General features: G+C 60.6%; 15 protein-coding genes. 8 read left to right on the top strand and 7 right to left on the bottom strand.

Annotated features, from left to right (window positions below; all coding sequences use genetic code 11):
- Positions 1-127 precede the first annotated feature (127 nt).
- The 7 genes from betI to trxC all read left to right on the top strand — a co-directional run bounded on the left by betI (position 128) and on the right by trxC (position 11,557).
- Positions 128-793: a transcriptional regulator BetI gene (gene betI, locus IE038_RS08990; protein WP_163938626.1), complete on the top strand. Its 666-nt coding sequence runs from the start codon at positions 128-130 to the stop codon at positions 791-793.
- Between the two features lie 29 nt (positions 794-822).
- On the top strand, positions 823-2,295 hold the full coding sequence (betB, locus tag IE038_RS08995; protein ID WP_189395484.1) for a betaine-aldehyde dehydrogenase: 1,473 nt from the start codon (positions 823-825) through the stop codon (positions 2,293-2,295).
- Between the two features lie 78 nt (positions 2,296-2,373).
- On the top strand, positions 2,374-4,071 hold the full coding sequence (betA, locus tag IE038_RS09000) for a choline dehydrogenase (RefSeq protein ID WP_163938623.1): 1,698 nt from the start codon (positions 2,374-2,376) through the stop codon (positions 4,069-4,071).
- Positions 4,072-4,364: 293 nt separating this feature from the next.
- Positions 4,365-6,107, top strand: a complete 1,743-nt coding sequence (locus IE038_RS09005; protein WP_189395485.1) for a potassium/proton antiporter — start codon at positions 4,365-4,367, stop codon at positions 6,105-6,107.
- Between the two features lie 40 nt (positions 6,108-6,147).
- A complete protein-coding gene (gene mscK / locus IE038_RS09010) occupies positions 6,148-9,495 on the top strand; it encodes a mechanosensitive channel MscK (RefSeq protein ID WP_163938620.1) in 3,348 nt (1,115 codons plus the stop codon).
- 58 nt (positions 9,496-9,553) lie between these two features.
- Positions 9,554-11,014, top strand: coding sequence for a protein adenylyltransferase SelO (gene selO, locus IE038_RS09015; protein WP_189395486.1), 1,461 nt, complete (start codon positions 9,554-9,556; stop codon positions 11,012-11,014).
- A 108-nt stretch (positions 11,015-11,122) separates the two neighbouring features.
- Positions 11,123-11,557: a thioredoxin TrxC gene (trxC, locus tag IE038_RS09020; RefSeq protein WP_189395487.1), complete on the top strand. Its 435-nt coding sequence runs from the start codon at positions 11,123-11,125 to the stop codon at positions 11,555-11,557.
- Here trxC and IE038_RS09025 read toward each other — a convergent pair.
- Both IE038_RS09025 and IE038_RS09030 read right to left on the bottom strand, forming a co-directional pair.
- On the bottom strand, positions 11,554-12,327 hold the full coding sequence (locus IE038_RS09025) for a ParA family protein (RefSeq protein ID WP_065758219.1): 774 nt from the start codon (positions 12,325-12,327) through the stop codon (positions 11,554-11,556). The genes trxC and IE038_RS09025 overlap by 4 nt on opposite strands.
- A gap of 53 nt (positions 12,328-12,380) precedes the next feature.
- On the bottom strand, positions 12,381-13,283 hold the full coding sequence (locus IE038_RS09030; RefSeq protein ID WP_163938617.1) for a LysR family transcriptional regulator: 903 nt from the start codon (positions 13,281-13,283) through the stop codon (positions 12,381-12,383).
- 153 nt (positions 13,284-13,436) lie between these two features.
- On the opposite strand from IE038_RS09030, the gene IE038_RS09035 reads away from it, so the two are divergent.
- Complete coding sequence (locus IE038_RS09035) at positions 13,437-14,663, top strand: MFS transporter (RefSeq protein ID WP_229775649.1); 1,227 nt, start codon at positions 13,437-13,439, stop codon at positions 14,661-14,663.
- 37 nt (positions 14,664-14,700) lie between these two features.
- Here the strand turns inward: IE038_RS09035 and IE038_RS09040 are convergent, their stop codons facing one another.
- The 5 genes from IE038_RS09040 to IE038_RS09060 all read right to left on the bottom strand — a co-directional run bounded on the left by IE038_RS09040 (position 14,701) and on the right by IE038_RS09060 (position 24,310).
- Entirely contained in the window at positions 14,701-15,045 is a 345-nt protein-coding gene (locus IE038_RS09040; protein WP_163937240.1) for a NirD/YgiW/YdeI family stress tolerance protein, read from the bottom strand.
- A 109-nt stretch (positions 15,046-15,154) separates the two neighbouring features.
- Positions 15,155-16,219, bottom strand: a complete 1,065-nt coding sequence (gene hemE / locus IE038_RS09045; protein ID WP_102053224.1) for a uroporphyrinogen decarboxylase — start codon at positions 16,217-16,219, stop codon at positions 15,155-15,157.
- 193 nt (positions 16,220-16,412) lie between these two features.
- Positions 16,413-17,831: an FAD-dependent oxidoreductase gene (locus tag IE038_RS09050; protein WP_099773340.1), complete on the bottom strand. Its 1,419-nt coding sequence runs from the start codon at positions 17,829-17,831 to the stop codon at positions 16,413-16,415.
- Between the two features lie 32 nt (positions 17,832-17,863).
- Positions 17,864-22,309 (bottom strand): glutamate synthase large subunit, encoded by a 4,446-nt coding sequence (gene gltB, locus IE038_RS09055; protein ID WP_189395488.1) that lies wholly within the window; start codon positions 22,307-22,309, stop codon positions 17,864-17,866.
- 363 nt (positions 22,310-22,672) lie between these two features.
- Positions 22,673-24,310 (bottom strand): AAA family ATPase, encoded by a 1,638-nt coding sequence (locus IE038_RS09060; RefSeq protein ID WP_189395489.1) that lies wholly within the window; start codon positions 24,308-24,310, stop codon positions 22,673-22,675.
- Between the last annotated feature and the right edge of the window lie 15 nt (positions 24,311-24,325).

Consider the following 24,325-nt stretch of genomic DNA (forward strand, 5'->3'; position numbering starts at 1 on the left):
TGTCAATGGTGCAGATTGTCGCAGAGCTTATTCTTTGTTGATTGAACGTTCAATCAAAACAAAATAGACTGGCCTTCGCCGAGGCAGCCGCTTGTCGTCTGCCCGCAGGCCTGAGGAGATTTGCAAGATGCCCAAGGTCGGTATGCAACCCATCCGCCGCCAGCAGTTGATCGAAGCCACGTTGATGGCGGTCGATCAGGTCGGCATGGGAGATGCCAGCATTGCGCTGATCGCCCGTTTGGCCGGTGTGTCGAATGGCATCATCAGTCACTACTTTCAGGACAAGAACGGCCTGATTGCAGCGACCATGCGGTACCTGATGAGCGTGCTCACCGAGAGCGTCGCCGCACGTCGGCATGCGCTCAAGGACAACAGCCCGCGCGCCCACCTGCAGGTGATCATCGAAGGCAACTTCGACGCCAGTCAGGTCAACGGCCCGGCAATGAAAACCTGGTTGGCATTCTGGGCAACCAGCATGCACCAGCCGTCTTTGCACAGGTTGCAGCGGATCAACGATCACCGCTTGTATTCCAACCTGTGCTGTCAGTTCCGCCGCGTCCTGCCGCTGCCTGAAGCACGCAGTGCAGCACGCGGGCTGGCAGCCTTGATCGACGGCCTGTGGCTGCGTGGTGCGTTATCGGGAGACGCCTTCGACACCGACCAGGCGCAGCAAATCGCTTACGAATACATGGATCTACAACTGGCAAAACAGACGAGCCCGGACACATACAACCAGGCCTCTGATGCACCGCGCCCGGCGATTGCCACACAGGCAGGAGCGCTGCGCGGATAGCCAAACCACAATGCACTTGCGAGGACACTATGGCCCGTTTCGAACTGCAAAAACTCTACATTGATGGTGGTTATGTCGACGCTGGCGGCGATGCCACCTTCGAAGCCATCAACCCGGCCAACGGCGAAGTCCTCGCCCACGTGCAACGTGCCACCAAAGAAGACGTCGAGCGCGCCGTCGAGAGCGCCGAACGTGGCCAGAAAGTCTGGGCCGCGATGACCGCCATGCAGCGTTCGCGCATCCTGCGTCGCGCCGTCGACATCCTGCGCGAGCGCAACGATGAACTGGCCGCGCTGGAAACCCTGGACACGGGCAAGTCCTACTCCGAAACCCGCTACGTCGACATCGTTACCGGCGCTGACGTACTCGAGTACTACGCTGGCCTGGTACCGGCTATCGAAGGCGAGCAGATCCCGCTGCGCGACAGTTCCTTTGTCTACACCCGCCGCGAGCCACTGGGTGTCACCGTCGGTATCGGCGCCTGGAACTACCCGATCCAGATCGCCCTGTGGAAATCCGCCCCGGCCCTGGCTGCGGGCAACGCAATGATCTTCAAGCCCAGTGAAGTCACCTCGCTGACCACCCTGAAACTGGCCGAAATCTACACCGAGGCTGGCCTGCCAGCTGGCGTGTTCAACGTCCTGACCGGCAGCGGCCGCGAAGTCGGCACCTGGCTGACCGAGCACCCGCGCGTCGAAAAAGTGTCCTTCACCGGCGGCACCGATACCGGCAAGAAGGTCATGGCCAGCGCCTCGAGCTCCTCGCTCAAGGAAGTCACCATGGAGCTGGGCGGCAAGTCGCCACTGATCATCTGCGCCGACGCCGACCTGGATCGCGCCGCCGACATCGCCATGATGGCCAACTTCTACAGCTCAGGTCAGGTCTGCACCAACGGCACCCGCGTGTTCGTGCCTGCCTCACTGAAAGCCGCCTTTGAAGCCAAGATCGTTGAACGCGTTGCACGCATCCGCGTGGGCAACCCGGAAGACGAAAACACCAACTTCGGCCCACTGGTCAGCTTCGCCCATATGGAAAATGTCCTTGGCTACATCGCCAAGGGCAAGGAAGAAGGCGCACGCGTACTGTGCGGTGGCGAACGCCTGACCACCGGTGACTTCGCCAAGGGTGCCTTCGTTGCGCCGACCGTTTTCACCGACTGCCGCGACGACATGACCATCGTTCGCGAAGAAATCTTCGGCCCGGTGATGAGCATCCTCACCTACGAAACCGAAGAAGAAGTCATCCGTCGCGCCAACGACACCGACTTCGGCCTGGCCGCGGGTGTCTGCACCAACGACCTGACGCGCGCACACCGCATCATCCACCAGCTGGAAGCCGGTATCTGCTGGATCAACGCCTGGGGCGAATCGCCTGCCGAAATGCCGGTCGGCGGCTACAAGCAGTCCGGTGTCGGCCGTGAGAACGGCATCAGCTCGCTGGCTCAGTACACTCGCATCAAGTCGGTACAGGTCGAGCTGGGCAACTACAACTCGGTGTTCTAAGCACCCTTGTAGCCGCGCCCGGGTTGCTAGGCCCGGGCGCCATCCGCTCACCTCGCTCACTGCCAAGAGGGTACATTCATGTCCCAAGAATTCGATTACATCATTGTCGGTGCAGGCTCGGCCGGTAACACCCTGGCCACACGCCTGACCGAAGACGAAGGCGTCACCGTCCTGCTGCTCGAAGCTGGCGGCCCGGACTACCGCTACGACTTCCGTACCCAGATGCCCGCTGCCCTGGCCTTCCCGCTGCAGGGTCGCCGCTACAACTGGGCCTACGAGACCGACCCAGAGCCCCACATGGACAACCGTCGCATGGAATGTGGCCGCGGCAAGGGCCTGGGCGGCTCATCGCTGATCAACGGCATGTGCTACATCCGTGGCAACGCCATGGACTATGACGGCTGGGCCAAACTGCCAGGCCTGGAAGACTGGAGCTACCTGGACTGCCTGCCGTACTTCCGTAAGGCGGAAACCCGTGACATCGGCCCGAACGACTACCATGGCGGCGAAGGCCCGGTCCGCGTGACCACGCCAAAGGCGGGCAACAACCCGCTGTTCCACGCCATGGTTGAAGCGGGCGTGCAAGCCGGTTATCCGCGCACCGAAGACCTGAACGGCTACCAGCAGGAAGGCTTTGGTCCGATGGACCGTACGGTGACCCCGGAAGGCCGTCGCTCCAGTACCGCACGCGGCTACCTGGACATCGCGAAAAAGCGCTCGACCCTGACCATCGTCACCCATGCCCTGACCGATCGCGTGCTGTTCAACGGCAAACGCGCTATTGGCGTGACCTACCTGCAAGGCGACAGCGAAGAGCGTGTCGAAGCCCGTGCACGCAAGGAAGTCATCGTCTGCAGCGGCGCCATTGCTTCGCCGCAGTTGCTGCAACGCTCCGGTGTTGGCCCAGCGAAACTGCTGCAAAGCCTGGACATTCCGGTGGTCCACGACCTGCCGGGCGTGGGTGAAAACCTGCAAGACCACCTGGAGCTGTACCTGCAGTACGCCTGCACCCAGCCGGTCTCGCTGTACCCCTCGCTGCTGTGGTGGAACCAGCCCGCTATCGGTGCCCAGTGGCTGTTTGCCGGAACCGGTATCGGTGCCAGCAACCAATTCGAAGCTGGCGGTTTCATCCGCACCCGTCCTGAATTCGAATGGCCGAACATCCAGTACCACTTCCTGCCGGTCGCGATTAACTACAACGGCAGCAACGGTGTGCAGGAGCATGGCTTCCAGGCCCACATGGGTTCGATGCGTTCGCCAAGCCGCGGGCGTGTCCAGGTCAAGTCCAAGGACCCACGCCAGCACCCAAGCATCCTGTTCAACTACATGGCAACCGAACAGGACTGGCAGGAGTTCCGCGATGGCATCCGCCTGACCCGTGAGATCATGGCTCAGCCGGCGCTGGACGCCTACCGTGGGCGTGAAATCAGCCCAGGTGCGCACGTGCAAACCGACGAAGAGCTGGACACCTTCATTCGCGAGCACGCCGAAACCGCGTTCCACCCGTCCTGCTCATGCAAGATGGGCACCGACGAAATGGCGGTGGTCGACAGCCAGGGTCGCGTGCATGGCATGCAAGGCCTGCGCGTGGTCGATGCCTCGATCATGCCGATCATCACTACTGGCAACCTGAATGCCCCAACGATCATGATGGCCGAGAAAATCGCCGACAAGATTCGTGGGCGTCAGCCACTGCCACGCAGTACCGCCAAGTACTACGTGGCCAACGGTGCGCCGGTCAAAGGCAAGCCGTTGCGTGACGTGAAGTCGGCGTAAGCACTGCTCCCAATCGCGGGCAAGGCCCCTCCTGACCACAGGCTGTCAGGGGGCAACCTTGCTCGCTATCTTCGTCATCTCCACTAAGCCCGAGCTTACCCGCCCCCAATATACTGGCGCCCGCGACCCGAATCGCTTTGACGCGACTCTGCGGATCAACATTGCAAACGCTATCTGACACATCACGGTGGTAACTATCTAGACAGTTTGCCAAGCGCTCAGGTTAGAATCCTTGGCACGCGACCTGCTTGTTTCTACGTATCTTTCCCGCCGTTTGTCCTGGAGTACTGCCTTTGAATGCGACCGCCATCAACAGCCTGTTCTTGATCGGCGCGTTGCTGGTAGGTGCAAGTATTCTGGTCAGCTCACTGTCCTCACGCCTGGGCATCCCCATCCTGGTGATCATTCTCGCCGTAGGGATGGCCGCCGGGGTCGATGGCGGCGGTATCATCTTCGACAATTACCCCACCGCCTACCTCGTCGGCAACCTGGCACTGGCCGTGATTCTGCTTGATGGCGGCCTGCGTACACGGGTCGCCAGTTTCCGGGTGGCCTTGTGGCCGGCGTTGTCGCTGGCAACTGTCGGGGTACTGATTACCACGGGCCTGACCGGCATGATGGCCGCCTGGCTGTTCAACCTGAACCTGATCCAGGGCTTGCTGATTGGCGCCATCGTTGGCTCTACCGACGCCGCGGCGGTGTTCTCCCTGCTCGGCGGCAAGGGCCTGAACGAACGGGTCACCGCGTCGCTGGAAATCGAATCCGGTAGTAACGACCCGATGGCCGTGTTCCTCACCGTGACCCTGATCGACATGCTCGCCAGCGGTCAGACCGGCCTGCACTGGGGCCTGCTCGGTCACCTGGTGCGTGAATTCGGTATTGGCGCGTTGCTCGGCCTGAGCGGCGGCTGGCTGATGCTGCAGTTGGTCAACCGAATCAATCTGGCCGGTGGCCTCTATCCCATCTTGGTGATCAGCGGTGGCCTGCTGGTGTTTGCGCTGACCAACGCCCTGCACGGCAGCGGTTTCCTGGCCGTGTACCTGTGCGGTCTGGTGCTGGGAAACCGTCCGATCCGCAGCCGCCACGGCATTCTGCATATGCTCGACGGCATGGCCTGGCTGGCACAGATCGGCATGTTCCTGGTGCTGGGCCTGCTGGTCACCCCGCATGACCTGCTGCCGATTGCCTTGCCCGCATTGGGCCTGGCCTTGTGGATGATCCTCTTCGCCCGCCCACTGTCAGTATTGGCCGGGCTGCTGCCATTCAAAGCCTTCCATGGCCGCGAAAAGGCCTTCATTTCCTGGGTAGGCCTACGTGGCGCGGTACCGATCATTCTGGCGGTGTTCCCGCTGATGGCCGGGCTGCCCAATGCTCAACTGTATTTCAACCTGGCCTTCTTCATCGTTCTGGTCTCGCTGCTGGTGCAAGGCACCAGCCTGCCATGGGTGGCCAGGCTGCTGAAGGTCACCGTGCCCCCCGACCCGGCACCCATCTCCCGCTCTGCCCTGGAAGTGCACATCACCAGTGAGTGGGAACTGTTCGTCTACCGCCTGGGTGCGGAAAAATGGTGCATCGGCGCAGCCCTGCGTGAGCTGAAAATGCCTGAGGGCACCCGTATTGCCGCGCTGTTTCGGGGTCAGCAACTGCTCCATCCGTCGGGTAGTACCACCCTGGAGGTGGGCGACCTGCTCTGCGTTATCGGCCATGAACACGACCTTCCGGCCTTGGGCAAGCTGTTCAGCCAGGCACCGCAGCGCGGCCTGGACCTGCGCTTCTTCGGCGATTTTGTCCTTGAAGGTGACGCAGAACTGGGCGCTGTAGCGGCGCTGTACGGCCTCAAGCTCGACGGTCAGGACCCACACACGCCTCTGAGCCACTTCATCCAACAGAAGGTGGGGGGTGCGCCGGTAGTGGGTGACCAGATCGAATGGAACAACACCTTGTGGACCGTTGCGCTGATGGAGGGGAACAAGATCCTCAAAGTGGGCGTCAAATTTCCCGAAGGAAGTCGCCCCGGCCCGGGGCTGTTCCTCTAAACTCCGTTTTCTTACATCTGGTTGTACGAATCTTCTGCCTATGTCTCTGCGCACGCTTATCTGCGCAGCCCTGTTAGGGCTGTGCCTTTCTGCCACCTTCGCCTTCGCGGCGGAGCCACCCAATGCTGCAGCTGTCCAGCAAAGCCTCGACAAGATCGCCGAGCGCAAGCTGCCTGAGGCCGAACAGAAAGCCCTGCGTCAGGTGCTGGAGCAGACCCTGGTCTTCCTCAACAGCAAGGATGACAGTGAGAAGCGCCTGGCCGCCCTCAAGCAGCAATTGAGCGATGCCCCGAAGAAGACCAGTGAGAACCAGCGCGAACTGGCCAAGCTCACCAGCAGCAAGGTCATTCCAGTCGCCGAGCGCTATGCCAGCCTCGACGTCCCTCAGTTGGAACAACTGCTCACTGAGCGCAGCACCCAACAGAGCGAGCTGCAAAAGGCTCTGTCCGAAGCCAATAGCTTGACCATTACGTCCCAGACCCGACCGGAACGTGCCCAGGCTGAAATCAGCAACAACCAGACACGTAGCCAGCAAATCAACACCAGCCTGAAGCTGGGCAAGGACGCCGGGAAGGTGCTCTCGCCCGAACAGCGCAACCAACTGAATGCCGAACTGGCCGCCCTCAACGCCCTGACCCTGCTGCGCCGACAGGAACTGGCCGGGAACAGCCTGCTGCAAGACCTGGGTAACAGCCAGCACGACTTGCTGATTGAGCGTGCGGCACGCCTGGAGCAAGAGATCCAGGACCTGCAGACCCTGATCAACCAGAAGCGCCTGGCCCAGTCACAACAGACGGTCACCGAGCAGTCCATCGAAGTACAGAAAGCCGGAGGCAGCAGTGTGCTGGCCACCGAGAGTGCCACCAACCTCAAGCTCTCCGACTACCTGTTGCGTAGCACAGACCAGCTCAACGAGCTGACTCAGGAGAACCTCAAGACCAAGCAACAACTGGACGCCCTGACCCAAAGCGACCAGGCGCTGGACGAGCAAATCAGTGTACTCAAGGGCAGCCTGCTGCTGTCCAAGATTCTCTATAAGCAGAAACAGTCACTGCCGCACTTGAGGGTCGACGGAGACCTGGCGGACCAGATCGCCGATATCCGCCTCTACCAGTTTGAAATCAACCAGCAGCGTGAGCAGATCAGCAGCCCGAGCGGCTATGTCGACAAACTGCTGGCCAGCCATCCGGAAGAGAACGTAACGCCGCAACTGCGCAAGGCACTGCTGGAAGTTGCGATCACCCGCAGTGACCTGCTTGAACGACTTAACCGTGAACTGAGTGCACTGCTCAACGAATCCATCACGCTGCAACTGAACCAGAAACAGCTGCTGAGCACGGCGCAGAACCTGCGGGCCACCCTCGACGAGCAGATGTTCTGGATTCCCAGTAACAAGCCGCTTGAACTGGAATGGCTACGCAGCGTTCCCGAACGCCTGCAGAAACAGGTCGTGAGCCTGCCGTGGGCCTCAAGCGTGAGCGAGCTGGCCGATGGCCTGGTCCAGCGGCCGCTGCTGTTCCTGCCGCTGCTGCTGCTGATCGGTGCACTGCTCTGGCGACGCAACTATCTGTATGCCCGGTTGAGCAAGGTTCATCGGGACATCGGGCACTTCAAGCGTGATAGCCAGTGGCATACCCCGCAGGCCCTCCTGATCAACGTCCTCCTGGCCCTGCCGATCAGCCTGGCCCTGGCCCTGTGCGGCCTTGCCTTGCAGATCGACGCGCGCGGTCAGAACGCCAACCTCGGTGCCGCCCTGCTACAGATTGCCCAGGCCTGGATGGTGTTCTACACCGCGTACCGGATTCTGGCGCCCGCAGGGGTTGCCGAGCTGCATTTCCGTTGGGAGAAGCCGCAGGTGGAGTTCCTTCGCGGCTGGATCCGGCGTCTTGGCGCCGTAGTGCTGGCACTGGTCGCAGTGGTGGCGGTGGCTGAGCACCAACCTTCGGCCTTGGCCGACGATGTGCTGGGCATCGGCGTGGTGCTGACCTGCTACGCACTGATGGCCTGGTTGCTCGGCCGCCTGCTGCTCAGCAGTCCAAACCGCGGCAATGCTTCGCTGTTCCGCATGGTCGTGGGCCTGGCGTTCACCGTGTTGCCCATCGCCCTGTTCGTCGCGGTCTGCTTTGGTTACTACTACACCGCCCTGAAACTCACCGACCGGCTGATAGACACGCTGTACCTGTTGATGCTCTGGCTTGTCGTCGAGGCCGCGTTCGTCCGTGGCCTGGCCGTTGCCGCTCGTCGCCTGGCCTATCAGCGTGCACAGAGCAAACGCCATGCCGTCAAGGAGGGCCCTGACGGTGAAACGATTATCGAAGAGCCGACCCTGGACATTGAACAGGTCAACCAGCAATCGCTGCGCCTGATCCGTCTTGCACTGCTCGGCATCTTTATCGGTGCCCTGTACTGGGTCTGGGCGGACCTGATCAGCGTGTTTGCCTACCTCGACAACATCACGCTCTACGAATACACCAGCGGCACCGGTGCCGCCATGAGCATGGTGCCGATCAGCCTGGGCGACTTGCTGGGCGCACTGGTGATCGTCGGAATCACCTTTGCCCTGGCCAGCAACCTGCCGGGCCTGCTGGAAGTCCTGGTACTGTCGCGGCTGAACCTGGCCCAGGGCAGCGCCTACGCAACGACCACACTCCTGTCCTATGCGATTGCCGGGATCGGCTTCGTCACCACGCTATCGACCCTCGGCGTCAGTTGGGACAAGTTGCAGTGGCTGGTCGCTGCGCTGTCGGTAGGCCTGGGCTTTGGTATGCAAGAAATCTTCGCGAACTTCATCTCGGGGATCATGATCCTGTTCGAACGCCCGGTACGTATCGGTGACACCATCACCATTGGCAACCTGTCCGGTACCGTGAGCAAGATCCGTATTCGAGCGACCACCATTACCGACTTCGACCGCAAAGACATCATTGTCCCGAACAAGACGTTCATTACCGGGCAACTGATCAACTGGTCGCTGACTGACACCATTACACGGGTCACACTCAAGATCGGCGTCGACTACGGCTCGGATCTGGAAATGGTCCGCAGCCTGCTGCTCAAGGCCGCCAACGATAACCCGCGTGTGCTCAAGGAACCGGCACCGACGGTCTACTTCCTCAATTTTGGCGAAAGCACGCTGGACCACGAGCTGCGCATGCATGTACGCGACCTGGGCGACCGCAACCCGGCGCTGGATGAGGTCAACCGGGTCATCAACAGCGAGTTCAAGAAACACGGCATCAGCATTGCCTACCGCCAACTGGAGATCTATCTGAAAAATATGCAGGGGCAGGTGTTCAACATCGTTCCCGCAGAAGATCAGAAAACCGCAGCGCCAATCCCCTTGATCGGCAAACCGGGTAATCCTGCATCAGGTCCCAATCCCGCCTGACTGGACGTCAACGGCCATACCCTTGCAGAATGCTCGGACATTCTCCTGGAGATGGCCGTTGAAAGCCCTCGACGAACTGACCTTCGATAACCGCTTCGCCCGCCTGGGTGATGCGTTCTCCACTTCGGTACTGCCCGAGCCGATTGCCGAGCCGCGCCTGGTGGTTGCCAGTGACGCTGCCATGGCCCTGCTTGACCTCGACCCTACCGAGGCACACTCGCCGGTATTTGCCGAACTGTTCAGCGGCCACAAACTCTGGGCCGAAGCCGAGCCACGGGCGATGGTCTACTCAGGCCACCAGTTCGGCTCCTACAACCCACGCCTGGGGGATGGTCGCGGCCTGTTGCTGGGCGAAGTGCGTAACGACGCGGGCACGTATTGGGACCTGCACCTGAAGGGGGCCGGCCAGACGCCCTATTCGCGCATGGGCGATGGCCGTGCGGTACTGCGCTCTTCGATTCGAGAGTTTCTCGCATCCGAAGCCCTGCATGCCCTTGGCATTAGCAGCAGCCGGGCACTGTGTGTAATCGGCTCAAGCACGTCGGTGTGGCGCGAGACTCAGGAACGCGCAGCCATGCTGTTGCGTCTTGCCCCCAGCCATGTTCGCTTCGGCCACTTCGAATACTTTTACTACACCCGCCAGCTGGAGCAGCAAAAGATCCTCGCCGAACACGTGCTGAACCAGCATTTCCCCGAGTGCCTTGACCAGCCCGAGCCGTACCTGGCGATGTTCCGAACCATCGTCGAACGCAACGCCGAACTGATCGCCTATTGGCAAGCCTATGGTTTCTGTCACGGCGTGATGAATACCGACAACATGTCGATCCTGGGTATCACCTTTGATTTCGGTCCATTCGCATTCCTGGACGATTTCGACGCCCGCTTCGTCTGCAACCACTCGGATGACCAAGGGCGCTACAGCTACAGTAATCAGGTGCCGATTGCCCACTGGAACCTCAGCGCCCTGGCCCAGGCCCTGACGCCGCTCATCAGCGTCGAGGCCCTGCGCGAAACACTGACATTGTTCCTGCCGCTGTACGAAGCGCATTACCTGGACCTGATGCGCCGCCGTCTCGGCCTGACTTGCGCCGAGGATGCTGACAAGGCACTGATCGAAAGGCTCCTGCAGGTCATGCAACAGGGAGCGGTGGATTACACATTGTTCTTCAGAAAGCTCGGCGACCAGCCTGCAGAAGCGGCGCTGCGTGTGGTTCGCGACGACTTCGTCGACCTCGCCGGTTTTGACCGTTGGTCTGAGGACTACCTGGCACGCGTCGCCCGTGAGCCGGGCAACAGCGAAGAACGCCGCGCCCGCATGCATGCGGTCAACCCGCTGTACATCCTGCGCAACTACCTGGCCCAGCGTGCAATCGAAGCCGCCGAAGCGGGCGACTACAGCGAGGTGCGTCGCCTGCACCAAGTGCTCTGCACGCCCTTCGATGAACAGCCGGGCATGGAAGCGTATGCAGAGCGGCCACCGGAGTGGGGCAAGCATCTGGAGATCAGTTGCTCCTCGTGAGCAACTGCCAGCGCCAATGGATCAGACGAGATTCACCCGGAGCCAACATTGAAAACGCTGTGCGTACGCTCCAGATAACCACTATCGACTCGCTTCCCGGACGCCACCATGACCGACCCACTGCTGATACCCTGCCCCCACTGCAATGGCCTGAATCGCATCCCCGCCGCACGCCTGGGCGACGCGCCGAAGTGCGGACGCTGCAAAGGGGCCGTGCTGCTGAACAAACCGTTTGAATTGAAACAGGGTGACTATGCCAGCCAGATCAAGGGCGATCTGCCACTGCTGGTTGATGTGTGGGCCGACTGGTGCGGCCCATGTAAATCCTTTGCGCCGATCTTTGAACAAGCGGCCAGCCAGCTAAGCGGGCGCTGCCGCCTGGCCAAGCTCGACAGCGAGGCCAACCCGCAACTGGCCGGGCAGTTGGGTATTCGCTCAATTCCCAGCCTGATCCTGTTCAAAAATGGCCAAGAAGTCGCACGCCAAAGCGGCGCCTTCCCACTCCAGCATTTGCTGGAGTGGCTGCGCAGTCAGGGGATTTAAGCGTTTTCTTCCAGCAGCGAATGCAGTTCGACAAACTGCTGGGTCAACTTGTGCCGAGGTTCCAGATGGATCAACGGCAAGTTGGCCTGATGCGACTCGCGCATCTTCACTGAGCTGTTCAAGTAGACCGGCAGCACCGGCAAGCCTTCAGCCAGCAACTCGTCGAGCATCTGCTGGGGCAGGCTGGCCCGGGCCTGGAACTGGTTGACCACAATGCCCTCGACCTGCAGGTGTTCATTGTGATCCTCACGCAACTCCTCGATTTCGGCCAGCAAACCGTAAAGGGCCTGGCGCGAGAAGCTGTCGCAGTCGAAGGGGATCAGTACTCGATCGGCCGCGATCAATGCCGATACCGCATAGAAATTCAGCGCTGGCGGAGTATCGAGATAAATCCGGTCGTAGTCTTCGGACAACTCATCGAGCAACTTACGCAGTTTGTTGATCTTGTGCTTGGCTTCGAGCTTGGGCTGCAGGTCAGCCAACTCGGCAGTAGCGGTGACGACATGAAGGTTGTCGAACGGCGTCTCGTAGATGTCGACCTTGTTCTTCCTGGCAAAGGGGCCGGAAGACAATGTCTGCTTGAAGAAATCGGCAATCCCCATGGGGATATCCTCGCCAGTCAGGCCGGTGAGGTACTGGGTCGAGTTGGCCTGAGCATCCAGGTCAATCAACAGGGTTCGGTAGCCTTCACTGGCACTCACCGCCGCCAGGTTGCAAGCAATACTCGACTTACCCACGCCACCTTTCTGATTAAACACCACGCGCCGCATGGAATGACCTCCGTGTATCAGTGAATGACCGAGTATGTGGGCGTGACGGCGGTTTAGCCAGCACCATTGAGCCCTTGGCCTGCGAGGAGCTCGACAAAGGCACGGGCCATGGCCGAGGCCGACTCGCGTCGCTGCACCAACCACACAGCGGTAACCGCGTCGGCATCAAGCAGCGTGCGGTAGACCACACCGTCAATGCGCATACGCTGAAACGATGCTGGCAGCACTGACACCCCCAGGCCCGCTGCCACCAAGCCGATGATCGTCATGGCCTCACCCGCCTCCTGGGCGAAGTGCGGGCTGAAACCAGCCTGCCGTGCCAGGCTCATCAACTGGGCGTGCAAGCCACTGCCATAGCTGCGTGGAAAAAACACAAACGGCTCATTGGCCAGCGTCGACAGCAACAAACCACGCTCACTGCCCTCTGCCAGCGGGTGTGTAGCACTGAGCACTGCCACCAGAGGCTCACGGAACAACTCCGTAGCGAGCAGGCTCTCCGGCAAGGCCAGCGGGCGCATCAACCCGATTTCGATGGTCTCGTCGAGCAGCGCATCAGCGACGTCACGGCTGCTCATTTCCTTGAGGTTCAGGTGCACGGCGGGAAAGCGCTGACGAAAGGCATAAATCGCCTTGGGAATACCCGAATTGATGGGGGCCGACGTAGTGAAACCGATCTTCATTTCCCCCAACTCACCAAGCTGGGCCCGCCGGGCGACATCGGCAGCCTTGTCGACCTGAGCCAGCACCTGTCGCGCCTCATCGAGGAACAATCGACCCGCCTCACTCAGTTCCACCCGTCGGTTGGTCCGCTCGAACAACCGCGCCCCCAGTTCCTGCTCCAGGGCCTGGATCTGCTGGCTCAAGGGTGGCTGGGAGATGCCCAGCAGCTGTGCCGCCCGCCCGAAGTGGAGCTCTTCGGCAACCGCAATGAAGTACCGCAAGTGGCGTAATTCCATGACACCCTCAACAGGTCGTAAAACCTCTTAAACAGGTCGAACAATATATTGGAAATGATCATTAGCTAGCTATATGCTTTTTTCACTGCCTGACTGGCCGTAGCCCTTCCGAGGTTTACCGTGAAAACTGCTGTTGCTCCCCTCGCCCACGAAGTGCCCCCCGCCCCCACAGCGGACGTTGCCACAGCCACTGACCAATGGATCGAAAAAGGCACACCGGCGTTCATGCGCACGGTGCTGGCGTTGTTCTGTGGCGGCTTCGCCACCTTTGCGCTGCTGTATTGCGTACAACCCATGATGCCGCTGCTGTCCCAAGAGTTCTCCATCAATGCGGCGCAAAGCAGCCTGGTGTTATCGGTATCGACCGCGCTGTTAGCGTTCGGTCTGCTGGTGACCGGGCCTGTTTCAGACCGTATTGGACGCAAGCCCGTCATGGTTGCAGCGTTGTTCTGCGCCGCACTGTGCACTATCGCCAGCGCACTGATGCCCACCTGGGAAGGGGTCCTGGCGATGCGTGCGTTGGTTGGCCTGTCCCTGAGTGGGTTGGCCGCAGTGGCCATGACCTATCTCAGCGAAGAGATCTACCCTCAGCACCTTGGCCTGGCCATGGGCCTGTACATCGGCGGCAACGCCATTGGCGGCATGAGCGGACGCTTGATTACTGGCGTACTGATCGACTTCGTCAGTTGGCACACGGCACTGCTGGCCATCGGTGGGCTGGCACTGATCGCCGCGGTACTGTTCTGGAAAATGCTCCCCGAGTCGCGCAACTTCCGTGCGCGCCCTCTGAATCCTCGCAGCCTGCTGGATGGCTTCACCCTGCACTTTCGCGATGCCGGGCTGCCCTGGCTGTTCCTTGAAGCCTTCCTGTTGATGGGCGCCTTCGTCACCCTGTTCAACTACATTGGCTACCGTCTGCTGGCCGAGCCTTACCACATGAACCAGGCCCTGGTCGGGCTGCTGTCGGTGGTTTATCTGTCAGGCATTTACAGCTCGGCACACGTTGGCGCGCTGGCCGACAAGTTGGGTCGGCGCAAGGTGTTCTGGGCAACCATTGTGCTGATGTTCGGCGGCCTGCTGCTGACCCTGTTCGAACCCCTGCCGCTGGTCGTCATCGGTATGTTGATCTTCACCTTCGGCTTCTTCGGCGCACACTCGGTGGCCAGCAGCTGGATCGGCCGTCGAGCCACCAAGGCCAAGGGCCAGGCCTCATCGCTGTACCTGTTCAGCTACTACGCCGGCTCCAGCGTCGCGGGTACCGCCGGCGGGGTGTTTTGGCACCAGGGTGGCTGGAACGGCATCGGCCTGTTCATAGGCAGCCTGCTGGTCATTGCCCTGCTGGTGGCGCTGCACCTGAGCAAGTTGCCGCCGAAAAGCTAAGTGTTGAAACGCTGGAGGACTGATCCTTTCTACAGACTCAGTTCAATACCTCCACCAGATCCACATCGACATCGCGCTTCATCAGGCCCTTGTCGACTTCACCGGTCAGTTTGACCAGGGTCTTGTCGTTGAAGGCCACGGGCGGCAGGTCTTCGTCGTCGATTTCGACAATGATGTTGCCGGTGGCATCCTTGAACTCGTACTTCTCGTTCTTCAGCTTCTGGGTGATGTGCCCTTGCAGCACAACCGGGGTGTCGTCAGCCGCTTTGTGGGCCTCGGCAACCGTGACCACCGATTGTGCGCCTGGGCCGGTGTAACCAGCAGCCAGGGCTGCGGTGCTGAACAGAGGAGCGAGAAGCAGTGCGAGATAACGAGTGTTCATAGATGTGATCCAATCTTGGTTTCGATGGGACCAGCATAAGCAGGCACGCTGAATTCAAACTTAATGCAAAACGCCCGGCATTGGCCGGGCGCTTTTTATACAGAAATGCTTACTGGTGGTACTGCGCCGACAGCTCATGCACGGCGTTGATGAAGACACCCGCGTGCTCTGGATCGACTTCCGGGGTGATGCCATGGCCGAGGTTGAACACGTGGCCGGTGCCATGCCCGTAGCTGGCCAGGATACGCCCCACTTCAGCACGGATGGCTTCAGGCTTGGCGTAGAGTACGGTCGGGTCCATGTTGCCCTGCAGGGCAACCTTGGCGCCGACGCGTTGGCGGGCTTCACCAATGTCGCAGGTCCAGTCCAGACCGAGGGCATCGGCGCCAGCATCCGCAATGCTTTCCAGCCATAGGCCGCCATTCTTGGTGAACAGGATGACCGGTACCTTGCGCCCTTCGTGCTCGCGAATCAGGCCGCTGACGATCTTGCGCATGTAGGCCAGTGAGAACTCCTGGTAGGCGGCAGCCGACAGGTTGCCACCCCAGGTGTCGAAAATCTGTACGGCTTGTGCACCCGCGAGGATCTGCCCGTTGAGGTAGGAAGTCACCGACTGCGCCAGCTTGTCCAGCAGCAGGTGCATGGCCTGCGGGTTGTCGTAGAGCATGGCCTTGGTCTTGCGGAAGTCTTTCGACGAGCCGCCTTCGACCATGTAGGTGGCCAGGGTCCATGGGCTGCCAGAGAAGCCGATCAGCGGTACACGGCCATTGAGCTCACGGCGGATGGTGCTGACCGCATCCATCACGTAGCCCAGGTCCTTCTGCGGATCTGGGATCGGCAGGGCTTCGATGTCAGCCAGGGTGCTGACGACCTTCTTGAAACGCGGGCCTTCGCCGGTTTCAAAGTACAGCCCCTGACCCATGGCATCGGGAATGGTGAGGATGTCGGAGAACAGGATCGCCGCATCCAGCGGATAGCGGTCCAGCGGCTGCAGGGTAACCTCACAGGCAAACTGCGGGTTCATGCACAGGCTCATGAAATCGCCGGCCTTGGCGCGGCTGGCGCGGTACTCCGGCAGGTAACGGCCAGCCTGGCGCATCATCCATACAGGGGTAACGTCTACGGGTTGCTTGAGCAGGGCGCGCAGAAAACGATCGTTCTTCAAGGCAGTCATGTCGGCATCCGGAAAAAAAGTGGGGGCATTTTCTCAGACACCAACGTAAAAGGCACGGTATGAACCGTGCCTTTTGTCTATCGACCTGCACCAGATCAATAGATTTTCTAAACTTCATCGCGGGACGAACCTGCCCCACCGTGGTCGCTGTGATGCCGACACGGTGGGAGCGGGCGCGTCCCGCGATGTTTTTTCAGACGCCCAGGTAGTCCAGGATCCCTTCGGCAGCATTGCGCCCCTCGAAGATCGCAGTCACCACCAGGTCAGACCCACGGACCATGTCGCCACCGGCGAAGATCTTCGGGTTGCTGGTCTGGTGCTTGTACGCACCCTGCTCTGGCGCCACCACACGGCCCTGGCTGTCAGTCTGAATGCTGAACTGCTCGAACCATGGCGCGGGGCTTGGACGGAAGCCAAAGGCGATCACTACGGCATCTGCCGGGATGATCTCCTCGGAACCGGGGATCGGCTCAGGGCTGCGGCGGCCACGGGCATCCGGCTCGCCGAGACGCGTCTCGACGACCTTCACGCCCTCAACCTTGTCTTCACCCACAATGGCGATCGGCTGACGGTTATAGAGGAATTTCACGCCCTCTTCCTTGGCGTTCTTCACCTCTTTTCGCGAGCCCGGCATGTTGGCCTCGTCACGGCGATAGGCGCAGGTTACCGCCTTGGCACCCTGGCGGATGGACGTGCGGTTGCAGTCCATCGCGGTGTCACCACCGCCCAGCACCACGACCTTCTTGCCTTTCATGTCGACGAAATCTTCCGGCGACTTTTCAAAGCCCAGGTTGCGGTTGACGTTGGCCACCAGGAAGTCCAGCGCATCATGCACGCCCGGCAGGTCTTCACCAGGGAAACCGCCTTTCATGTAGGTGTAGGTACCCATGCCCATGAACACGGCATCGTACTCGGCCAGCAGCTGTTCCATGCTGATGTCCTTGCCCACTTCGGTGTTCAGGCGGAACTCGATGCCCATGCCGGTGAAGACTTCGCGACGATTGCTCAGCACGGTCTTTTCCAGTTTGAACTCGGGGATACCGAAGGTCAGCAGACCGCCGATTTCCGGGTTCCGGTCAAACACCACCGGGGTCACCCCACCACGCACCAGAACGTCGGCACAGCCCAGGCCTGCCGGACCGGCACCGATGATCGCAACACGCTTGCCGGTCGGCTTGACCTTGGACATGTCCGGGCGCCAGCCCATGGCGAAGGCGGTGTCGGTGATGTACTTCTCGACCGAACCGATGGTCACCGCGCCAAAACCGTCGTTGAGCGTGCAAGCACCCTCGCACAGGCGGTCTTGTGGGCACACCCGGCCGCAAACTTCCGGCAGGGTGTTGGTCTGGTGCGACAGTTCCGCCGCCGCCAGGATGTTGCCCTCGGACACCAGCTTCAACCAGTTGGGGATGAAGTTGTGCACAGGGCACTTCCATTCGCAGTACGGGTTACCACACCCCAGGCAGCGGTGGGCCTGTTCGGCCGACTGCTGGGGTTTGAAGGGTTCGTAGATCTCCACGAACTCTTTCTTGCGTTGACGCAGCAGTTTCTTCTTCGGATCCTTGCGCCCGACCTCGATGAACTGGAAGTCATTACTCAGACGTTCAGCCATGTTTAAACCTCATCAAACTCTTCAGGCGCATATCACTGCGGGTTGGCACGGGTGCTGGACAGCAGGTTCTTCAGGCTCGCAGCTTTCGGCTTGACCAGCCAGAAGCGGCGCACGTAGTCGTCCAGGTTCTCCCAGAGCTCACGTCCCCATTCGCTACCCGTCTCTTCGACATACTCGCCGAGCACGCGGTGCAAGTGGCTGCGGTACGCTTCCATCGCTTCGCCGGTGATCCGCTGGATTTCCACCAGTTCGTGGTTGACCTTGTCAACGAAGCTGTTGTCCTGGTCGAGCACGTAGGCGAAACCACCGGTCATACCGGAACCGAAGTTGTAGCCGGTCTTGCCCAGTACGCAAACGAAACCGCCAGTCATGTATTCACAGCAGTGGTCGCCAGTGCCTTCCACAACCGTGTGAGCGCCGGAGTTACGCACAGCAAAACGCTCGCCGGCGGTACCTGCAGCAAACAGCTTGCCGCCAGTGGCGCCATACAGGCAGGTGTTGCCGATGATTGCGCTGTGCTGTGTAGCAAACGGGCTGCCCGCTGGCGGTACGATCACCAGCTTGCCGCCGGTCATGCCCTTGCCGACGTAGTCGTTGGCGTCGCCTTCCAGGTACATGTTCAGGCCACCTGCGTTCCAGACGCCGAAGCTCTGGCCAGCGGTCCCTTTGAAACGGAAGGTGACAGGCGCCTTGGCCATGCCTTGGTTGCCGTGCAGACGGGCGATCTCGCCGGAAATCCGCGCGCCGATCGAACGGTCGCAGTTGCAGATGTCCAGGTTGAATTCGGCGCCCGCCAGATCCTTGATCGCAGGCAGGGCCATCTCGACCATCTTCTCGGCCAGCACACCCTTGTCGAACGGTGGGTTGCGGTCAACTTGACAGAACTGCGGCTTGTCGGCCGGCACATGCTCGCTGCCCAGCAGCGGGCTGAGATCCAGGTGCTGCTGCTTGGCGGTTTCGCCCGGGAGCATTTCCAGCAGATCGGTACGCCCGATCAGCTCACCGAGGCTACGCACGCCCAGTTTGGCCAGCCACTCACGGGTTTCTTCGGCGACGTAGGTGAAGAAGTTCACCACCATGTCGACGGTACCGATGTAGTGGTCCTTGCGCAGTTTGTCGTTCTGAGTCGCTACACCAGTGGCGCAGTTGTTCAGGTGGCAGATGCGCAGGTATTTGCAGCCAAGGGCGATCATTGGCGCAGTACCGAAGCCAAAACTCTCGGCACCCAGAATGGCTGCCTTGATCACGTCCAGGCCAGTTTTCAGGCCACCGTCAGTCTGTACCCGAACCTTGCCGCGCAAATCGTTGCCGCGCAGGGTCTGGTGAGTCTCGGCCAAGCCCAGTTCCCACGGGGCACCGGCGTACTTGATCGAGGTCAGAGGCGAAGCACCGGTACCACCGTCGTAACCCGAGATGGTGATCAGGTCGGCATAGGCTTTGGCCACGCCAGCGGCGATGGTGCCTACACCCGCCTCTGCCACCAGTTTCACCGAGACCAGCGCCTGCGGGTTGACCTGCTTGAGGTCAAAGATCAGCTGCGACAAGTCTTCGATGGAGTAGATGTCGTGGTGCGGCGGCGGCGAGATCAGGGTCACGCCGGGTACTGCATAACGCAGCTTGGCGATCAGACCGTTGACCTTGCCGCCAGGCAGTTGCCCACCCTCACCCGGCTTGGCGCCCTGGGCTACCTTGATCTGCAACACTTCAGCGTTGACCAGATACTCCGGCGTTACGCCGAAACGGCCCGTGGCCACCTGCTTGATCTTGGAGCTCTTGATGGTGCCATAGCGGGCAGGGTCTTCACCGCCCTCACCGGAGTTGGAACGCGCGCCCAGGCGGTTCATGGCCTCAGCCAGCGCTTCATGCGCCTCTGGCGACAAGGCACCCAGCGAGATACCGGCAGAATCGAAGCGCTTGAGGATCGCCTCCAGCGGTTCGATTTCTTCCAGCGCCAACGCCTGATCAGCGACCTTGACCTTCAGCAGGTCACGGATCATCGACACGGGGCGCTTGTCGACCAGCGCGGTGTATTCCTTGAACTTGGCATAGTCACCTTGCTGCACAGCGGCTTGCAGGGTGTTGACCACGTCCGGGTTGTACGCGTGGTATTCGCCACCGTGAACGAACTTGAGCAAGCCGCCTTGCTGGATTGGCTTGCGCGGGCTCCAGGCTTCGGCTGCGAGCAACTTCTGCTCGTTCTCGATATCAACGAAACGCGCGCCTTTCAGGCGGCTGGCAACGCCACGGAAGCTCAGTGCCACCACTTCGTCCGACAGGCCAACGGCCTCGAACAATTGAGCGCCCCGGTAAGAAGCGATGGTGGAGATACCCATCTTCGACAGGATCTTCAGCAAGCCCTTGGCAATGCCTTTACGGTAGTACTTGAAGACCTCATCCAGGTCACCCAGCACTTCCCCGGTGCGGATCAGGTCGGCCAGCACTTCGTACGCCAGGTATGGGTACACGGCAGACGCACCGAAACCGATCAGTACCGCGAAGTGATGCGGGTCACGCGCGGTCGCGGTTTCCACCAGGATGTTGCTGTCGCAACGCAGGCCTTGTTCGGTCAGACGGTGGTGTACGGCACCGACCGCCAGCGACGCATGCACCGGCAGTTTGCCCGGTGCGATATGGCGGTCGCTCAACACCAGTTGAGTCTTGCCACTGCGCACGGCTTCTTCAGCCTGATCAGCGATGTTACGCACCGCCGCTTCCAGACCGAGGCTTTCCTCATAGTTGAGGTCGATCACCTGGCGCTCGAAACCTGGACGATCCAGGCTCATCAGCGAACGCCACTTGGCAGGCGAAATCACTGGAGAGCTGAGGATCACCCGCGAGGCATGCTCAGGCGATTCCTGGAAAATGTTGCGCTCGGCACCGAGGCAGATTTCCAGGGACATGACGATCGCTTCGCGCAGCGGGTCGATCGGCGGGTTGGTGACCTGGGCAAACTGCTGGCGGAAGTAGTCGTAGGTCGAACGCACGCGCTGCGACAACACGGCCATTGGCGTATCGTCACCCATCGAGCCCACGGCTTCCTGGCCTTGTTCGCCAAGCGGACGCAGCACTTGGTCACGTTCCTCGAAGGTGACCTGGAACATCTTCATGTACTGCTTGAGCTGGTCAGCATCGTAGCTGGCCACACCCTGGTCGTCGCTCAGGGTTGCCTGGATACGCAAGGCATTCTGGCGCAACCAACGCTTGTACGGATGACGCGACTTAAGACGGTTGTCGATGGCGTCGGTGTCGAGGATCTGCCCGGTTTCAGTGTCCACGGCGAAGATCTGGCCCGGGCCGACACGGCCCTTGGCGATGACGTCTTCCGGCTTGTAGTCCCACACGCCGATTTCCGACGCCAGGGTGATGTAACCATTCTTGGTAGTGACCCAGCGGGCTGGACGCAGGCCGTTACGGTCGAGCAGGCACACCGCATGGCGACCTTCGGTCATGACCACACCGGCCGGACCATCCCAAGGCTCCATGTGCATGGAGTTGTACTCATAGAACGCACGCAGGTCGGCGTCCATGGTCTCGACGTTCTGCCACGCTGGCGGAATGATCATCCGCACGCCACGGAACAGGTCGATACCGCCAGTGACCATCAACTCCAGCATGTTGTCCATGCTCGAAGAGTCGGAACCGACGCGGTTGACCAACGGGCCAAGCTCTTCCAGATCGGGAATAAGTTCGTTGGCGAACTTGGTCCGACGCGCCTGAGCCCAGTTGCGGTTACCGGTAATGGTGTTGATCTCGCCGTTGTGGGCGAGAAAGCGGAATGGCTGAGCCAGCGGCCATTTCGGCAGGGTGTTGGTGGAGAAGCGCTGGTGGAACACGCAGATCGCAGTCTGCAGGCGCTCGTCACTGAGGTCCGGATAGAAGGCGGCAAGGTCTGCCGGCATCATCAGGCCCTTATAGATGATCGTCTTGTGCGAGAAGCTGCAGATGTAGTGGTCGCTATCGGCGGCGTTGGCCACCGACGAGCGCCGACGCGCACTGAACAGCTTGATGGCGAATTCCTGATCGCTCAGGCCTTCACCGCCGATGAACACCTGCTCGATTTGCGGCAGGCGCTCCAAGGCCAGACGGCCAAGAACGCTGGTGTCGATCGGCACCTTGCGCCAGCCCAGCAATTGCAGGCCTGCGGCAAGGATTTCCTTGTCCATGTTGGCGCGTGCCGCTTGCGCCTTGGCATCATCCTGATTGAAGAAGACCATGCCCACGGCGTACTGCTTGGGCAGGTCACTGCCGAACTGCTCGCGAGCAATAGCTCGCAGGAACTGATCGGGCTTCTGCATCAGCAGACCGCAGCCGTCACCGGTCTTGCCGTCGGCGTTGATCCCACCGCGGTGGGTCATGCAGGTCAGGGCCTCGATGGCCGTTTGCAAAAGGTGGTGGCTGGGTTCGCCCGTCATATGGGCGATCAGGCCGAAACCACAGTTATCCTTGAATTCTTCGGGATGGTACAGACCTGTTTTCATAGACACTTTCTCACCAGGTTCGCCTCTCACCAAGGCAAATCTCTTTTTAGTACAACCACTTACCATCCACGCCGAACGAACGCCAGCTTTGCGGGGGCAAAAGGGCAGTCATTGTTGCACAGCGACAAGGTAGCCCACAAATTCGCGCGACGAAACCACGCAAATCCATGTCGCATTTTTGAATGTTTTTATAAGCACTGCCGTGATAGCGGCTTCGCTTGAGTCTGAAGCGTTTCAGCCTGGACTGCAATGGCTTTTGGCCGTCAGTCTGGGACAGAAAAGCCTGCCGCGCATGGCGCAGCAGGCTTGACCGAAATTCAGGAGACGCTCAGCAGGTGGCGGGGGTGGTGCCACCGAGCTATTTCAGCGGGTCGCTGCCAGCTCTTGTTGGACGCTGGCAACACTACGAGGCCAAGGTTTACCAGCCTGGACCTTGGCTGGCAAGGCCTTGATTGCAGCAAGTGCGGCATCACGGCTGGCAAAGTTGCCATAGGTAACGACGAACAGCGGCTTGCCCTGCAGGTTTTTCTTGAAGTAGCGATAGTCGCCACCCTGAGCATTGACGTAGGCCTGAGCCGTCGCCTCAGAGCTGGTACCAAGGATCTGGACCACATAGTTGCCCGGCTTTTGCCCGGCGTACCAGTTGCCACCGGCGGCGGCCTTCGCGACCGGTTTCTCTACCGGCTTCTCTACCGGTTTCGGCGCTGGCTTGGCCGCAGCGACTTGCACAGGCGCGGGTGCTGGCTTCGCTGCAGGCGCAGGTGCAACCGGCTTGCTGGCAGCAGCGACAGGAGCTTGTTGAGCATGTGTGGCAGGTTGCACCTGAGCAGCCGCAACCGGCTGGGCAGGCGTCGGTGCAGGGCCAGCAGGTACGCCAGCAGGAGGCGCAATGGTCGTCACCGTAGGCGGCTGCAATGCAGTTTCGCCAGCAGGCGTACTTTCATCACCGTCCCCCATGCCCGCAGCTTCAGCCAACGGACCACGCATCACCGGTTGAGACTGACCCACCAGTGGCAATGGCATAGGCTGCGAGGAGCCGGCAAATTCGATGGCCGGGCCACCATTGTTGGACTGGGCAGTGCCTGGTTTTCCCTGACCCAGTGGCAGTTGTGCCTGCTCTGCAGGCGCTCCAGGAGCCGTCTGGTCACCCTTCTTGGGCATTAACACCGCCGCCCCAACGGCGACCACTACCACAGCAGACAACGCCAGTACGTACTTCTTAGGCATTTTGAACCCCATTGATGGTCGCTTCGCCGTCGTGCGGCTGGCAATCATGGCTTCGATCAAGGCATCCCGGGCAACCTGGTTGATTACGCCAGGCCAACCCTCCGAATGCTCGTGAATATCGGCGATTTGCTCACTGGTCAGCACATTGAGGCCACTTCCGGCACCTTCCAGACGCTGCTCCAGGTACTCCCGGGTTTCATCCTCGCTGTAAGGCTGCAGCTCAATGACGTGGAAGCGCTCCTGCTCGGCATTCAGCGCATCCAGCCCGGCGATCAGTGACGGCTCACCGAACAGGAACACATGCGGACGACCCTCAGGGGTGCCCGCAGCCAGTTCCAGCAAGGCTTGGAGTGCCGACTCATCGAGTTGTTCCGCATCATCGACGAGCAAATAAACTTCCTGCCCGGTCAGTGCCAACTGCACCACCTGAGCGAGAATCTCCGGAACCTCGGCCTTGGCCAGGTTCAACGACTGAGCGACCTGCCCCAACACACTGGCAGCATCGCTGGCGCCACGTGCCGAGACCACAATGCTCTGTACGGACTGTTTGTTGGTACTGGCGACCAGGGCCTGGCGCAGCAAGGTCTTGCCGCTGCCCAGCGGCCCGGTGACCACCAGCAATAGTTGACTGTAACGCGCCAGGTGATGGAGTTGGCCCAACACCGGCTTGCGCTGGGCCGGGAAGAATTTGAAACCCGGCACCCGCGCAGCGAAGGGGTCGTGGCTCAACTGGTAATGGCCGAGAAAGGCCTCGTCGGCATGCAAACTAGTCATCGAACTCTTATCAAC

It is taken from the genome of Pseudomonas laurentiana (genome assembly GCF_014648275.1).
Lineage (GTDB): Bacteria > Pseudomonadota > Gammaproteobacteria > Pseudomonadales > Pseudomonadaceae > Aquipseudomonas > Aquipseudomonas laurentiana.

What these genes read in the sequence shown, in the direction of transcription:
- betI (WP_163938626.1), top strand. Translation starts at nt 128, where the DNA reads ATGCCCAAGGTCGGTATGCAACCCATCCGCCGCCAGCAGTTGATCGAA.
- betB (WP_189395484.1), top strand. Translation starts at nt 823, where the DNA reads ATGGCCCGTTTCGAACTGCAAAAACTCTACATTGATGGTGGTTATGTC.
- betA (WP_163938623.1), top strand. Translation starts at nt 2,374, where the DNA reads ATGTCCCAAGAATTCGATTACATCATTGTCGGTGCAGGCTCGGCCGGT.
- mscK (WP_163938620.1), top strand. Translation starts at nt 6,148, where the DNA reads ATGTCTCTGCGCACGCTTATCTGCGCAGCCCTGTTAGGGCTGTGCCTT.
- trxC (WP_189395487.1), top strand. Translation starts at nt 11,123, where the DNA reads ATGACCGACCCACTGCTGATACCCTGCCCCCACTGCAATGGCCTGAAT.
- IE038_RS09025 (WP_065758219.1), bottom strand. Translation starts at nt 12,327, where the DNA reads ATGCGGCGCGTGGTGTTTAATCAGAAAGGTGGCGTGGGTAAGTCGAGT.
- IE038_RS09030 (WP_163938617.1), bottom strand. Translation starts at nt 13,283, where the DNA reads ATGGAATTACGCCACTTGCGGTACTTCATTGCGGTTGCCGAAGAGCTC.
- IE038_RS09040 (WP_163937240.1), bottom strand. Translation starts at nt 15,045, where the DNA reads ATGAACACTCGTTATCTCGCACTGCTTCTCGCTCCTCTGTTCAGCACC.
- hemE (WP_102053224.1), bottom strand. Translation starts at nt 16,219, where the DNA reads ATGACTGCCTTGAAGAACGATCGTTTTCTGCGCGCCCTGCTCAAGCAA.
- IE038_RS09050 (WP_099773340.1), bottom strand. Translation starts at nt 17,831, where the DNA reads ATGGCTGAACGTCTGAGTAATGACTTCCAGTTCATCGAGGTCGGGCGC.
- gltB (WP_189395488.1), bottom strand. Translation starts at nt 22,309, where the DNA reads ATGAAAACAGGTCTGTACCATCCCGAAGAATTCAAGGATAACTGTGGT.
- IE038_RS09060 (WP_189395489.1), bottom strand. Translation starts at nt 24,310, where the DNA reads ATGACTAGTTTGCATGCCGACGAGGCCTTTCTCGGCCATTACCAGTTG.